This window comes from Gorillibacterium sp. sgz306347 (genome assembly GCF_059735245.1).
In genome coordinates this window covers 1-15190 of record NZ_JCAPET010000004.1, presented here as the reverse complement: position 1 = coordinate 15190, position 15190 = coordinate 1, and the positions used below count along the sequence as shown (strand labels likewise).

The window sequence follows — 15190 nt, the reverse complement described above, 5'->3', positions numbered from 1 at the left end:
TCCTATTGGCTTGTTTGGCGGTGATGCTGTTTACCGCTTGCACGGGCAACGACGTGAAGCCGCCAAGCTTGCGCAGCGAGACGCCGCCGTCCTTTTCCGCTGGGGAGGAAGCGGCCTTCGGCCGGTTTCCGGAGCCGGTCACCCTCCGAATCGGGCTCTACATTCCGGTTTTGGACAACAACCCGGTCATCCCGTATATCGAAAAGCTGACCAATATCCGGGTCGTGCATCCCTGGGAGGCCGAAGGAGAGGAGGCCTACGCGCAAAAGATCGACCTGGCCATCGCCAGCCGCGACCTGCCCGATGCGATGGTGGTCAGCCGGGAGCAGCTGAACACGCTGATCAAAGCCGATCTAATTCAGGACTTGTCTTCGGTTTACAGCGAGTACGCCTCCCGGCTGGTGAAGGATATCTACGATTCGACCAATGGAGCGGTCCTGGCGCAAGCTTCCCGCGAAGGAAAGCTGTACGGGCTGCCCAATGTCGCCATCGAAGCGGACTTTGCGACCCTGCTGTGGCTGCGCCGGGACTGGCTGGAGAAGCTGAACCTGGCCCCTCCCCGGACGCTGGACGATTTGGAGCGGATTCTTCAAGCGTTTGTCGAACAGGACCTCGACGGTGACGGCAAGAAGAACACGACAGGGCTGCCCGGCTACAAAATGCTGGTATACGGGCAAAAGCCGTTCATCGGCGGGTTTGATGCGGTCTTCAACAGCTACGGAGCGTTTCCCAAGCTTTGGGTTCGCGATGAATCGGGCCGGGCCGTGTACGGCTCCATTCAGCCGGAAAATAAAGCGGCCCTTGCCAGACTGGCGGACTGGTACAAACGCGGCTTGATCGATCCCGAATTTATCCTCAACAAAACCGTGGAGACCGACATTCTCGAAAACCGGTCGGGCGCCTTTTTCGGTCCCTGGTGGGCGCCTTATTGGCCGCTTGGGGATTCCTTGTCCAAGGACGAAAATGCCGAATGGCGGGCATACGCGGTGCCGCTTCAGGACGATGGCTCCTTTCGCGCTCATCTGGAGCCCGTTTCGGACCGTTATTTCGTCGTCCGCAAAGGGTACCCTTACCCGGAAGCGGCGGTCAAGCTGCTCAATGTGCTCACCCGGCTGGAGCGGAAAGAAGACCCTCACACGGAGGACGTCAAAAAGCTGGAGCAGCAGGCCACAAGCAACGATCTTTTGCTGCACAACTACTATCCGATCGACCTGCTACTGGATTATTCGGACGGCGTGACGAAGCGGTACAAGGAAATGGAGGAGGTGCGGGCCGGCAAAAAGAAGCCCAACGACCTCCCGGCCGAGACCCGCCTGCTGTACGAACGAATCAACCAGGAGGAGGAAGCGCTCCGGCAGCAGCCGGATGCCTGGGCGGATGCGCTTGCTTATGATTTCGGCGTCAAGACCCTGCAGAATACGCGGCTGGACAAGTCCCTCAGCGCCTTCTCCGGAACGACGCCGGCGATGGAAACCGGCTGGGGGCCGCTTGAGCGGCTGGAGAATGAAACCTTCCTGAAGATCATCACCGGGCAGCTTCCCGTCGACGCCTTCGATTCGTTTGTCAGCGAATGGAGAAGGTCGGGCGGCGATGACATTACCGCCGAAGTGAACGAAGCTGTTTCCCGCTGATGGACGAATAGGATGGTACGGCGGCCGAGCTTACACCGGGCCGCCTCCCGGCGTTGGGGAAAGGCTGCTGCGGTATTCGCCGGGACTTTGCCCCGTAAGCTTTTTAAACACCTTACTAAAATATTTTTTATCCGCAAAGCCGACCATTTGCGAAATCTGATCCAGCCGCAGATGGGGATTGTCCAGCAGCAGCTTGGCCTGCTCGATGCGCACCCGGCTGATGTAATCGGACAGATTCTCTCCGTACTCCTGCTTGAATTTCCGGGATATATACTCGCGGCTCAGGAAGAACCGGTCCGCGATCTCCTGCAGCGACAGATGGCTTTGGTAGTGGCGGCGAACGTAGGCCTCAATGTCCGCAATCACATGCCGCTCTTTGCCGGCCCCGCGGGAGACGCCGCGCATGACGGCGGTCAAGCCCGCGAGCCAGGCGCGTTCCCAGGCGCAGAAGTCCAGCCTGCCGTCCTCCGCGAGCGGAGCGGTTTCCGCAGCAGCGGCTTGCGCCTCCGCTGCGGCAGGGTCTTCCGGCTCGCTTGCGCCAAGCTCCTGCGCCCAGCGGGACCGCAGCAACTCGTATTCGTGCTGCCAGGCGCGGAACTGCTCCAGGGTGACCGCCGAAAGCCCGCGCACGTCGGCAAACCAGCGCGCGAGCGCGGCGGCCAGCTGCTTTTCGCCGCCTCCCGCGAGCGCGGCCTGCAGCGGCTCCGCGCAGTCGGATAGCCGGGGCACGCGCTCGCGGGAGACGGCGCCGGAGGGACTGAAGCGGTGCACGGGGCCGCCGGGCAGCAGCAGGTTGCGCCGGTCCAGCGCAAGCCTGGCTTCGCCGAGCGATCCGGCAAGCCCGGCCGGCGCCTTCTTCTCCGAGCCGAGGCCGAATTGGCAGGAGCCGCCGAGCGTGTTCCGGATGCCTTTGTCGATCCGCAGCAGCAGGCTTTCGGCTTCCGGAAGCTCCCGCCAGAGCAGCAGCACGATTTCGCCCGGGCGGTTCCGGTTGCGGAAGGCAAACCCGCGCCCCGTCCGGCGGATGAATTCATTGCAGATGTTCGCCAGGGAAAAGGCCAGCAGGTCCAGACCGCTGGCGAATTTGCGTCTGACGGGGGCGCTGGCCGTATCCATCGCCAGAACGGCAATCCGGCAGGCGGCGTTGTCCAGTTCGACGCCGAACTCCCGCTTCAGCGGCTCGCGGATCGAACGGATATAGCCCGGCTCGATCAGCAGCTCGGAAAACATGCTGTCCCAATACACCGGCTTGATCTCATTGATCTCGCGGATGGCGAGCCGGTTCTCCTCGCGGTTTTTATCCACGGCCCGGCGGCTTTCCACCGCCCGGGCGACCGCCTCCTCCAGCTGCTCGGGGTCGATCGGCTTCAGCAGATAATCCAAGCCCCCATACTTCACCGTTTTTCGGACAAACTCAAAATCGTCATGGCCGCTGATGACCACGGTCCGCGCGTCGGGCGCATTCGTTTGCAGCCATTCCAAAAACGCGGTGCCGTGCATTTCCGGCATGATCATATCGGTAAAAACCAGCTCCGGGCTTTCGCTTTGCATGATGGCCGCGGCGGTCTTGCCGTCGGGCGCCTCCAGGATGGTCTCCACCCCGTATTTCGTCCAGTCCACCAGAAGCCGGACGGCTTCCCGCACATGTTTTTCGTCATCCACGATCAGCACCTTCATGCCGCGGTTCCTCCTTTCCGGCCGGTATTTTCAGGGTGACTGAAAACCCCGCCGGCATCCGGTTGTTCAATTCCATGCTCATGCTGTCGCCAAACAGCAGCTCCAGCCGCGACCGGACGTTGGACAAGCCGATTCCCGACGATCCGCCGGCTTCGCCTCCGCCCTCCGGTTCCGCTTCCGGCCTGCGCTCTCCCGCGCCTCCGGCTCCGGGCCCTTCCGCCTCGGACATGACGCCGGGAATGGCCGGTGCGGCGGTTGCCTTCCGCAGCCGGTCCAGTGCGGCCGGGGGAACCCCCGGTCCGTTGTCCGCCACCTCGATCCAGGCCGAGCCGTCCGCCAGCCGGCAGGTCACGGCCAGCTCCTTGCGCCCTCCCGTCCGGGAGAAGGCGTGCTTGAACGCATTTTCCACGAGCGGCTGCAGGGTCATCTTCGGCACCCGAACGCCGGCCGCCGCAGGATCAAGCACGAGGCGGACATCCAGCTCCTCGCCAAAACGCTGCCGCTGGAGGTCCAGGTACGCTTTCGTGTAGTCCATCTCCGCCGCCAGCGTGACGACGGATTCGCTTGTGTTCATGCCGTAGCGCATCATCTTGCCGAGCGAGGCGACAAGCGAATATACCTCCCGGTCGCCGTGCTGGAGGGCGAGGGTCCCGATCGATTGCAGCACATTGTTCATAAAGTGCGGGTTGATCTGCGCTTGCAGCGCCTTCAGCTCGTTCGTTTTGTTGGCGATTTGCAGCCGGTATTCCCGCAGAATCAAGTGGTTGATCGTCCGCATCATCGTCCGGAACCGGCGGCTCAGCATCGCCAGCTCGTCGGTGCCGCCCACATCGATATCCACGTCGAACTGGCCTTCCTGAATCCGGTTCATGTAATGGGCCAGCCTTCGGATCGGATTGGTGAAGCGGAGCGAAATCCAGACGGTCGCCGCGACGGCGACGATCAGGAAAAAGCTGAACACCGCCGTATTAATCCGGGTCATCTGGCGGGCGCTCAGAAAGAGCCGGTCATAGGAAATCCGCTTGACCAGCGTCCATTCGGCCGGGATGCCGCCGAGGCGCTCATACAGGACGAGGCCGGAGAACGCATCGTCCTTCAGCTTGTAGCTTCCATTCGCCTCCGGCCGGGCCGCCAGCTTCTTTGCCCAGTCGGCGGATAACCGGGTGCCGATCTCCTCCGCACGGGGCGAGTAGACGATCATGCCGTCCTTGTCGAGCAGAAACACCTCTTCCTTGCCGGCGGTATACAGCTGGGCGCAAAGCGAAGAGATGAACGCCGGGCTGACGTCAAGGGCGATAACACCGAGCCGCTTCTTGGCCAGCGCGTTGTAAATCGTGCGGTAAAAGGTCAGCACCGGCTCGTCGGGAATCGGTACATTGTAGCGCAGCCCGTACGTATGCATCGGATGCGGCGGCATAAGAAGAATTTCCTCGGGCCAGCGCGGAGGCTGAAACGCCGACAACGGATCGCGCGTGATGGCAAAGTTGTTCCGCTGCAGCGCAAAGCTCTGTCCGGTGTTCTCCATATACAAATAAACCTGCCGGGTATCCAGCACCGAAAAGCTGATCGACTGCATGGCGCGGTTGACCTCGTTGCGCAGGGCCCACCAGGAGGACGGCGATTCCTCGTTTGCCGAACGGTCAAGCTCCAGAAACAGGTCCTGGTCGTAATAAACGGCAAGGGTGGCCTTTTCCAGCGTCTGCAGGTAGTTTTCAATGTTGGTTTTTCCCTGAAAAAGCAGATCGGTGTTGGTGGAAACGGCCTCCTCGGAAATGCTGTTCCGGATAAAAAAATGCGAGATCACCATCGAGATGACGATCGGAATCAGCATGGCGGCGAGAAGCACCGCAATCAGTTTGTTGCGTATGCTCGACCGGAACATGGAGCGGGCTCCTTTTCGCAAAATAAAGGGGATTCGCTTTCATACTAACACAGTTCGCCCGGAGATCAATATATTCCACCCAACGAGTCAAACGCGTTGGTTTCGCGGGATGGTTGCGCTTTCATATACTGAACCTGTACCCGGTAACGGGTTGTGCAGCGACGACATAACCGAAAGGGGGAGTATCCTTGAACCGGAAATTAATTCGCACCTGGATGCATCAGTGGGTTTTCGTCGGACCGGCTCTTTTGTTCTTTCTTTTGATTGTGGCGGTCCCGTTCCTCATGACGCTTTACTACTCCTTTACCGATTGGGACGGCATCGGCACCCACGCTCCAAAATGGGTCGGTTTCGACAACTTCCGGACGATCTTTACGGACGATCCCGATTTTCGCCATTCCTTCTGGTTTACCGTCCGGTTTTCCCTGGCCGAGATCGTGCTGACGAACCTCGTCGGCTTTGGTCTTGCGCTCCTGCTGACGCAGGCGCTCAAAAGCCGCAACCTGCTGCGGACGGTGTTCTTCATGCCGAACGTCATCGGCGGCCTGCTGCTCGGCTTCATCTGGCAGTTCATTTTCGTCAAGGGCTTTGAAACCGTCGGCAGCCTGACCGGCTGGTCGTTCTTTCAATTGCCCTGGCTCGGCGACGCGCCGACCGCCTTTTGGGGCATTGTAATCGTCAGCGTCTGGCAGGGTGCGGGTTACCTGATGGTCATTTACATCGCCGGCCTCAGCAACGTTCCGAAGGAGCTGAAGGAGGCGGCCCGGATCGACGGGGCGAGCCGCTGGCAAATGCTGCGCTCGATTACGCTGCCGCTGATCATGCCTTCGATCACGGTTTGTCTGTTCCTGACCATTTCCTGGGCCTTCAAAATGTTCGACCTGAACCTGTCGCTCACCAAAGGCGGACCGTTCGGCTCCACCGAATCCGTGGCGCTGAACATTTACCAGGAAGCGTTCCGCAACAACCGCTTCGGGTTGGGAACGGCGAAGGCGCTGATCTTCTTCGTTATTGTCGCCTTGATCTCGCTGGCGCAAGTCATGTTTACGAAGAAAAAGGAGGTGGAGGCGTGATGCGTGAGCAAACGGTGCGGACAGATGCGCGTCCATCGGATGCGGCGCGGGCTTCGCGCAGGGTGAAGACAGGCCGGACGCTCCGGCTGGCCGGTTTGGAGATCTTCGCCATTTTGCTCGGGCTTCTGTTCCTGGTTCCCTTTTACTTCGTTCTGACCAACTCGTTCAAGCCGATCGGCGACCTGCTGGCCAACACGGCGAATCTCCCGCAGTCGTTCTATCTGGACAATTACAGCCGCGTTTGGGAAATCATGCAGTTTCCGTCCGCCTTTGTGAACTCGCTGCTGATCACGATCATGAGCAACCTTGGCCTGGTGGTCATCAGCTCCATGGCGGCCTACCGGATGGTGCGGACTCCGACGAAGCTGAACAACGCGCTGTTTGTCTGCTTTGTCGCCGCCATGGTGGTGCCGTTTCAATCGATCATGCTGCCGCTGATCAAGGTAGCCGACACCGTCGGACTGATGAACAGCCACTGGGGGCTCGCCGTCTGCTACTTCGGGTTTGGCGTGTCCCTGAACATTTTCCTCTACCACGGCTTTATCAAAGCGATTCCCCGGGAGGTAGAGGAGTCGGCGGTGGTGGACGGAACGAACGCGTACGGCCTGTTCTGGCGGATCGTGTTCCCGCTCCTGAAGCCGATGACGATCACCATTGTTCTGCTCAACAGCCTCTGGATCTGGAACGATTTCCTGCTGCCGTCGCTGGTTCTGAACAATCCGGAGCTGCGGACCATCCCGCTTGCGACTTACTCCTTTTTCGGGCAATATACAAAACAATGGGATCTGGCGCTGGCGGGCCTGGTACTCGGGGTTTTGCCGATCGTCCTCTTTTTCCTGCTGCTGCAAAAGCATATCATCGAAGGCATCACGGCGGGCTCGGTCAAAGGCTGAAGGTCAATATATTGCCTGCAAGCTTGGTTATTAGCTGAAGGTCAATATCTTGCACCCGGTTGTTCAATTCCTTCGGTTTTCCGGCGAACCGCCAAATTATACAATGAAAGCGCATACGAAAGACTGGACTTTTAGAGTTAAAAAAGGGAGGCTTTTGCATGAAAACGAAAAAGATTGCCGGGGTAGCCGTATCCGCTTTGCTCGCGCTGACCATGCTCGCCGGTTGCGGCTCCAAAGAGGCTGCTCCCGATGCTTCGGGCGGCTCGGGGGCGTCGGGCAAGGACGTGACGATCAAGATGTTCCAGTTCAAGGTGGAAATCGCGGAACCGCTCGGCAAGCTGATCGCCGAATACGAAAAAGAACACCCGGGCGTCAAAATCAAGGTGGAGACGGTCGGCGGCGGCGCGGACTACGGCGCGGCGCTGAAAGCCAAGTTCAATTCCGGCGACAAGCCCGATATTTTTAACAACGGCGGGTTTTCCGACCTGAAGCTGTGGCAGGACAATCTGGAGGATCTTTCGGGCGAGCCGTGGGTAAAAGACCTGGCCAAAGGAGCGGCCGAGCCGATGACCGGCGAAGACGGCAAGCTGTACGGCATGCCGCTGAACCTGGAGGGGTACGGGTTCCTGTACAACAAGGAGCTGTTTGAAAAAGCGGGCATTACGGAAACGCCCAAAACGATCAGCCAGCTGGAGGAAGCCGCCAAGAAGCTGGAAGCGGCGGGCATCACGCCTTTTGTGAACGGCTACGGCGAATGGTGGGTGCTCGGTAACCACTTTGCCAACCTTCCGTTTGCTTACCAGCAGGACCCGAATGCCTTCATCGCCGGCCTGAACGACGGCTCGCAGAAAATGCCGGGCAACGAGCAGTTCGAGAACTGGGTAAAGCTGCTTGACCTGACGCTGAAATACGGCAATAAAAATCCGCTGCAAACCGATTACAAAACGCAGGTGACCGACTTTGCCACCGGCAAGGCCGCCATGACGCAGCAGGGCAACTGGACGCAGCTGGAGATTTCGCAAACGAACCCGGACATTCAGGTCGGCTTTATCCCGATGCCGGTCAGCGACGACGAAGCCGCTAACGACAAGCTGTTCGTCGGCGTACCGAACAACTGGGTCATCAACCGCAACTCGGAAGTGAAGGAAGAAGCGAAGGAATTCCTGAACTGGCTCGTCACCTCGGAAACGGGCAAGCGTTACATCACCGAGGAATTCAAGTTTATCCCGGCGTTCACCACAATTCAGGCGGGCGAAGGGGTGCTCGGTCCGCTGGCCGACGACATCATGGCCTATACCAAGGACGGCAAAGTGCTGACCTGGAACTGGTTTAAGTTCCCGGGCGGCGAGGCGTCCAGCAAAAAATTCGGCGATGCGCTGCAAAGCTACGTGGCGGGCCGCTCCGACAAGGATGCGCTGTTCCAGGAGATGCAGGATACGTGGGATAAGTTGAAATAACGGCTTTCAGGTTTTCCGGCGCGACGCTCCATTCGGGGCACGCGCCGGTTTTTTTGCCAAACGGGCTTGCAAGAGACGGGACGTTTCGGGTAAAATAACAGCAACTTATACCAGGAGGTGAGACAGGAGATGAATCTCGAATCGGTGAACAACCGGGTGAGCCAGCTTCCCATCGCGATGGCTGGCATCGTTCATGGCAAAGCGGAATACGGGAGAGGTCTGTCCAAAAAACCCTATACCGCATCGCCATTCGAGAGAAAACTCCTGCCTTAGCCTCTGACGGAACGATCGTGAGAGCCGTGGGATTATTCCCGCGGCTCTTTTTTGCGTACCCGAAGGAAAAGGCCGGAGATCCAAGGGAGGATCATCCGATGATTATCGCAAGCTGCCAAAACGTGCAAAAATACCACGGTGCCCAAAAGGTGCTGGACAACATCACATTCGAAATTCATGAAGGGCAACGGGCGGCCCTGATCGGCGTTAACGGAAGCGGCAAATCGACGCTGCTTCGCCTGATCGCCGGGCTGGATGCGCCGGACGGGGGAACCGTCGCCATCGCCAAAGGAACAAAGCTCGGCCACCTGGCGCAAATCCAGGCCGACCGGGAGGAGACGACTGTTTACGAGGTGCTCGCTTACGGCTGCCGGGAGCTTTTGGAGCTTCAAACCGGAATGAACGAGCTGGAGCGGCAGATGAGCGAGCCCGAAGCGCTGGCGGACGCCGGACGGCTGGAGCGGCTTCTCGCTCAATACGCTTCGCTGCAGGAAGCCTTCGAGCGGGAGGACGGCTACGGGCTGGATGCCCGCATCCGGCAGGTTGCGGCGGGACTCGGCGTAAGCGAGGAGCGGTTCGGCGGCGCGTTTCAGCCGCTCTCGGGCGGGGAGAAAACGAAGGTGGCGCTTGCCGCGCTCCTGATTGGCCGCCCGTCGCTGCTGCTTCTGGACGAACCGACCAACCACCTTGACCTGGACGGAGTGGAGTGGCTGGAGGACTTCTTGGCCTCTTACGCGGGAACCTGCCTGATCGTGTCCCACGACCGGCGGTTTTTGGACCGCGTGGCGACCAAAACCGTCGAGCTGGAGGACGGCGAAGCGATCGAGTACCTCACCAATTATTCGGGGTACGTCAAGGAAAAGGAAGAGCGGCTTCTGAAGGAATTCGCGGATTACCAGGAGCAGCAGAAAAAAATCAAAAAGATGAAGGAGACGATCCGTCAGCTTCAGGAATGGGGAAGGATCGGGGCGAACGAGAAGTTTTTCCGCCGGGCGGCTTCAATGCAGCGGGCGCTGGACCGGATGGAGAAGCTGAAGCGTCCCGTGCTGGAGCGGAAAACCGCCGGCTTCGAATGGAAGGAGGCGGACCGCTCGGGCAAAAAGGCGCTTGTGCTGGAGGCGGTGCGCAAAGGCTTTGACGGACGCGAGCTGCTGGCCGGCGCCGACGGGGAGCTGGCGTACGGGGACAAAATTGTCCTGGTCGGGCCGAACGGCTCGGGCAAAACGACGCTTTTCCGGTTGATCCTCGGCGAAGTGGAGCCGGACGGGGGAACGGTCAAGCTGGGCGCGCAGGTGGCGATCGGCTATCTGGCGCAGGAGGAGCGTCCCGGGGACCGCAAGGAGAGCCTGCTGGACTACTTCCGGCGCGAGGCCGAACTGGAGGAAGGGGAAGCGCGCGGGCGGCTGGCCCGGTATCTTTTTTACGGCGCCGACACGTTCAAATCCGTGGCTTCGCTTTCCGGGGGCGAGTGGACGCGGGTGCGGCTCGCCCTGCTGATGGAACGGAAGCCGAACTTTCTGCTGCTTGACGAGCCGACCAACCACCTGGACATCGCCTCGCGGGAGGCGCTGGAGGAGACGCTCGATGATTTCCCCGGCACTATTCTGGCGATCTCGCACGACCGGTATTTCATTAACAAGCTGGCCTCCAAGGTGTGGGAGCTGCGCGCCGGCAAAGTGACCGCGTATCTCGGCAACTTTGACGAATACAAAGAAAAAAGCCGCGAGTTGGCGGAAAAGCTGCGTAATGCGGAGGAAGCGGGATTTGGCGATGGGGCTGGGCGGCGGCCAGGGGTGGTTGGTGCCGGCGGGAAAGGGTACGTGGCTGCTCCGGTGCGGAGATCGGAACCGGCCGAAGCAAATGTAGCCGGGAACGGAGCGGCTGCCGCTCCGAAGAGAGGGGCGGCCGCGTACGGAGCGAGTGCGGGTCGGGTAAAACCGGATAACCGCAGCGACGGAGAGGAGCGGAGTCTGGCGAAGCTGGAGGAGCGCATCCGGCTCGCGGAGGAGCGGGTAGCCGCGCTCGACGCCGCTTTGGCGGACCCGGCCCATGCGCTGGACCCGGGCAAGCTGGCCTCGCTGTGGAACGAGCATGCGGAGGCGCGGCAGGCGCTGGACGGCCTGTTCGAAAGCTGGATGTCCCTTCAGGCGGAAAAATAAGCCGGTTACGGCAAGCTGAATTCCGGCTCTACGCCTTGTCTGCGGCAATCAGGAGGAACATCGGCCGGCGAAATTCCTCCTCCCATTCGGCATTTTGCCGCAGCATGGCCTCCGTCGGCTCCAGCTCGGACAGACGCCGCAGCCGGAAGCCCGCCTCCAGCAGGGCGTTCAAATAAGCGGAGACGGTCCGGTGATACTTGACGACGTCGCTGTCAAGAAACCGCGTCATACGTTTGCCCTGCCGGTGATACCGGTCCAGCGGCCAATGCAGCTTTTGCCCTTCGGCTCCGTAGTGCCAGTCCTGGGCGGGCACCGCCGTGTAAACCGGGTGCTCGACGGAGAAAACGAGCGAGCCGCCGGGCGCAAGGAAGCGGTGAATGTTTTGCGCAAGCCTGCCGAAATCCTCAACGTAATGGAAGGCCAGCGAGCTGAGCACGACATCAAATGCGCCGTCTCCGAAATCGGCGTCTTCAATGGCGAGCCGCCGGTATTCAATCCCGGGGTCCGGCGTCATGGCTTTTGCCCGCTCCAGCATGTTTCCGGACAGGTCGATGCCGAGCACGGAACGGGCGCCCCGCTCGCGGGCATAACGGCAGTGCCAGCCGAAACCGCAGCCGAGGTCGAGCACCGCCTTATCCTTCAGCTCGGGCAAAAGGGAGCGGAACGCGCTCCATTCCCCGGCGGCTTCCAGACCGCCTGTGGAACGGGGCATTTGGCTGTATTTTTCAAAGAATGCCGGGTCGTCGTACTTGTTTTCTTTCATTGGAAAAGACCTCCTTCGGAAAAAAACGGATTGTTAAAATGCCGAGCGGCTCCAAGCTGTCGCCGGGAGGGAATCAAGCAGAAAAAGCTGCTTGCGGTTTGACGGCGGTCGCCGGATACGACGCTTGCTTTGCGAATGCCCGTTTCCTTTTTTCTACCAGTATAAGGGTGAAACTCGGCCGGAGAAAGTGAAACAGCCGATGCGCGGCTTGTGTCCGACGTACGCTCTGTGCGTGAGCAAGCTTGTGGAGTGCCGATGTCATGAGGGGGGAGAACCCTCTTAATTTGGGTGAACCAAGCGTGCTAAGTGAACCAAACGAGCTGAACAAAAACGTATCCGCCCGATTGAGAATGCCGGTAGACGGCGCGGCGGTTGGCGGCGGCATCGGTACCTGTGGTATGGTACGGTTAATACCGGGAAAAGAGAGGAGCATTCGGATTGAACGCAGTGCAAACGGCCCTTTTGTGGGGCGGCGGTGTCCTGGCCGTCCTGCTTCTCGCGCTTGCAGGCGCGGGGATTTACTTCTATAATTTCGCGATTTTGCGGCAGAAAAAAGAATTCCTGAACGACAACCCCGATCTGCAGAGCGGAGAAGGAACGGATAGCGGAGGCTGGCGGGAAGGACGGGAATGGCTGGAACGGATGCCGTACCGGAACGTAAGCTTGCGGTCCCGGGACGGCCTCGCTTTATGCGGCTATGAGCTGGACCCTCCGGTTCCGACGGGAAAAGCGGTCATTCTGGTTCACGGTTATTCCGGCCGGTCAAAGGAAATGGCGGTGTTCGCCCGTTTTTACCGGGAACGGCTCGGGTACCGGGTGCTGATGCCCGATCTCCGGGGGCATGGGGACAGTGAAGGGAACTACATCGGCTTCGGCTGGCACGACAGGCTGGATTTGATCGATTGGGTCCGGGACGCGGTCGGACGCTGGGGAGAAGACAGCGAAATTTTGCTGCACGGCATCTCCATGGGCGGCGGCACGGTGCTGATGACAAGCGGGGAAAAGCTACCGTCACAGGTAAAAGCGATTGTTTCCGACTGCGCCTACAGCTCGGTGGAAGGCATCCTGGCTTACCAAATGAAGCGGATGTTCAAGCTGCCCGCCTTCCCCTTGATTCCCGTCACGGGGCTCATCTGCAAGCTTCGGGCGGGTTATACGTTCCGCGAAGCCTCGGCGCTCCGCCAGGTGAGGAACGCCAAGGTACCGATTTTGTTTATTCACGGTATGGCCGACGATTTTGTTCCGACATCGATGGCGGAACCGCTTTACGAAGCGGCGGGCGGCGAAAAAGAGCTGCTGCTCGTTCCCGGGGCCGGACACGGCGGCGCCTATTTTGCGGACCGTGATGTTTACGAATCCCGGGTAGCCTCGTTCGCGGACCGGTATATCGGGCGCGCCCAAGCCAAAGCCGGAAGCGGCCTTTGACCGCATTGCCGGGGAAAATTCGGCTGCAGCGGGGACTCGGGCAGCGGGCAGCGTACCGGAATAACGGGCAAAGGCACAACCAGACATTATCACAACAGGCCATCAACTGAACGGTGCACGGCCGACGCCTGCTAAGAGGATGAAAGATGCAAATATGCAGCATTTTCGCGGTCCAAAAGGGGGAAAGGAGCGGAAATGCTGCGATTATGCAGCTTTATCCGCCTCCAGGTGTCAAACCGGGCGGCGAACGATAAATAATCCTGCACAATCGCAGCATTCTCGAAAATAGAGCTCTTTGGCTCTGAAAATCCTGCATTTATGCGGGATTAGGTGGATTGCAGAGGGGCAACGGAACCGCGATCGTAAACTCCAATCGCCCGAAAATGAAATGCGCATAGGATGTTTATTCCCTTTTCGCGATTGAGCCGCAAAACGGTATGGGCGGCGCAGGAGTAATTTCCGACTGGTCGCTTTGGTGCCTCAACTAGCAGAGCATGCGACAGGGCGCGGGGGAACGACCGTGCATAACCGGCTCCGTCCGATACAGCATTGACTCGACGCGCCTCCTCGGCGGCAGCCCAACTCGAGCGGCGCGTGCCGCGGCGGCAGCCCAACTCGAGCGGCGCGTGCCGCGGCGGCAGCCCAACTCGAGCGGCGCCTGCCGCGGCGGCAGCCCAACTCGAGCGGCGCCTGCCGTGGCGGCAGCCCAACTCGAGCGGTGCGTGCCGTGGCGGCAGCCCAACTCGAGCGGCGCGTGCCGCGGCGGCAGCCCAACTCGAGCGGCGCCAGTTTTAGGCGTCTGCTTGTCTCGGCCGGGACAGGCAGACGCTTTTTCGCTTTACTCGCCGCTGTCCCGCCACTTTTCTAGGAGCTGCGTGTATTCCGGCTTAGGCGGAGGGTAATGAAGGTCCAGCCCCTCCAGAGCGTCGAGCGCGATGCGCAGCACCGCATAATCACGGTACCACCGGTGGTCGCCTGGCACGACATGCCAGGGAGAAGCTTTGCTGGCACAATGCTCCAGCGCCTCCTCGTAGCAGGCCATATAGCGGTCCCAGTGACGGCGTTCCTCCAGGTCGTTCGGGTCGAATTTCCAGTGTTTCTCGCCGTTTTCCAACCGGGCCAGCAGCTTTTCACGCTGAAACTCTTTGGAGATATGGATGAAAATTTTCACCAGCTTCACGCCGCTGTCCGCCAGCAGCTCCTCGAAATGGTTGATGTGGCGGAACCGTTTTTTGGCCTCTTTGTCCGAGACGATGCCGTGCACGCGGGTAATCAGCACCTCTTCGTAATAAGAGCGGTTAAAGGTCGCGATCATACCCTTAGGCGGGACCACGGCGTGCGTCCGCCACAAAAAGTCGTGCGCCGCTTCTGCAGAAGTGGGCGCCTTGAAGCTGTAAGCGGCAATGCCCTGCGGATTCAGCCCGCCAAAGACCTTATTGATCACGCCGTCCTTGCCGCTGCAATCCATCCCCTGAAAAAGATAAAGCACCCCGTGCTCCTTGCCGGCGTAGAGCTTCTCTTGCTCCTCCTCCAGCCGTTCCTTCATGCGTCTGATTTCGTCAGCTACTTGCTGTTTAGTTTGAAAAGGCCCCGTGTCCCGCGGGTCGAGAGCGGAGAGCGAGACGCCGGCTCCCGGAGGCAGACGATATGGTTTGGTCATGGAGCAATCTCCTTTCTCAAATTGATATTCGTACTCTTACCCGATTTTCCCCCTGCTGACGAGCCTGCTTCCCACGCCCGCGCCTTGTTCGTGCGCCGTCCAACCGGGGAATCTGCGCATCTCCTAACGGGAACCTGGACGTTTCTCTCGGGAAGACCTGCTCATTTTCCGCCGAGGGCCCCAGGCATTTCCAGCCGGAAGAACGTAAGCATTTCCTACCCTGAAAAAAACGCAACTTCATAGTCTGTGGTGCCCCGCCGGGGCATGGGTGGCTAACGGTTGCCACAGCGCTTATTC

The 15190-nt window shown here is 59.9% G+C and carries 11 protein-coding genes; 7 read left to right on the top strand and 4 right to left on the bottom strand.

Annotated elements, in window-relative coordinates; genetic code table 11:
* Positions 1–5 precede the first annotated feature (5 nt).
* Positions 6–1631 carry an extracellular solute-binding protein gene (locus tag AC6I6H_RS03805; protein ID WP_497951498.1) on the top strand — a complete coding sequence of 542 codons (1626 nt, stop codon included), beginning with the start codon at positions 6–8 and terminating at the stop codon, positions 1629–1631.
* A gap of 30 nt (positions 1632–1661) precedes the next feature.
* Here AC6I6H_RS03805 and AC6I6H_RS03800 read toward each other — a convergent pair whose 3' ends face one another.
* Complete coding sequence (locus AC6I6H_RS03800; protein ID WP_497951496.1) at positions 1662–3308, bottom strand: response regulator transcription factor; 1647 nt, start codon at positions 3306–3308, stop codon at positions 1662–1664.
* Positions 3286–5190 carry a cache domain-containing sensor histidine kinase gene (locus AC6I6H_RS03795; RefSeq protein WP_497951495.1) on the bottom strand — a complete coding sequence of 635 codons (1905 nt, stop codon included), beginning with the start codon at positions 5188–5190 and terminating at the stop codon, positions 3286–3288. The genes AC6I6H_RS03800 and AC6I6H_RS03795 overlap by 23 nt, the downstream gene beginning before the upstream one ends.
* A gap of 215 nt (positions 5191–5405) precedes the next feature.
* Here AC6I6H_RS03795 and AC6I6H_RS03790 point away from each other — a divergent pair, with 215 nt between their 5' ends.
* The 5 genes from AC6I6H_RS03790 (at position 5406) to abc-f (ending at position 11045) form a co-directional block, all read left to right on the top strand.
* Positions 5406–6263 carry a carbohydrate ABC transporter permease gene (locus AC6I6H_RS03790; protein ID WP_497951856.1) on the top strand — a complete coding sequence of 286 codons (858 nt, stop codon included), beginning with the start codon at positions 5406–5408 and terminating at the stop codon, positions 6261–6263.
* Positions 6264–6325: 62 nt separating this feature from the next.
* On the top strand, positions 6326–7156 hold the full coding sequence (locus AC6I6H_RS03785; protein WP_497951850.1) for a carbohydrate ABC transporter permease: 831 nt from the start codon (positions 6326–6328) through the stop codon (positions 7154–7156).
* A gap of 158 nt (positions 7157–7314) precedes the next feature.
* Positions 7315–8613, top strand: a complete 1299-nt coding sequence (locus AC6I6H_RS03780; protein ID WP_497951494.1) for an ABC transporter substrate-binding protein — start codon at positions 7315–7317, stop codon at positions 8611–8613.
* Positions 8614–8742: 129 nt separating this feature from the next.
* Positions 8743–8886 carry an RAxF-45 family protein gene (locus tag AC6I6H_RS03775; RefSeq protein WP_497951493.1) on the top strand — a complete coding sequence of 48 codons (144 nt, stop codon included), beginning with the start codon at positions 8743–8745 and terminating at the stop codon, positions 8884–8886.
* Positions 8887–8984: 98 nt separating this feature from the next.
* Positions 8985–11045 carry a ribosomal protection-like ABC-F family protein gene (abc-f, locus tag AC6I6H_RS03770; RefSeq protein ID WP_497951492.1) on the top strand — a complete coding sequence of 687 codons (2061 nt, stop codon included), beginning with the start codon at positions 8985–8987 and terminating at the stop codon, positions 11043–11045.
* Between the two features lie 28 nt (positions 11046–11073).
* Here the strand turns inward: abc-f and AC6I6H_RS03765 are convergent, their stop codons facing one another.
* Complete coding sequence (locus AC6I6H_RS03765; protein ID WP_497951491.1) at positions 11074–11808, bottom strand: class I SAM-dependent methyltransferase; 735 nt, start codon at positions 11806–11808, stop codon at positions 11074–11076.
* Positions 11809–12255: 447 nt separating this feature from the next.
* Between AC6I6H_RS03765 and AC6I6H_RS03760 the strand changes: the two genes are divergently transcribed.
* Complete coding sequence (locus AC6I6H_RS03760) at positions 12256–13233, top strand: alpha/beta hydrolase (RefSeq protein ID WP_497951846.1); 978 nt, start codon at positions 12256–12258, stop codon at positions 13231–13233.
* Positions 13234–14071: 838 nt separating this feature from the next.
* On the opposite strand, the gene AC6I6H_RS03755 is transcribed toward AC6I6H_RS03760, so the two are convergent.
* Positions 14072–14893, bottom strand: a complete 822-nt coding sequence (locus tag AC6I6H_RS03755; protein WP_497951488.1) for a PPK2 family polyphosphate kinase — start codon at positions 14891–14893, stop codon at positions 14072–14074.
* Positions 14894–15190 lie beyond the last annotated feature (297 nt).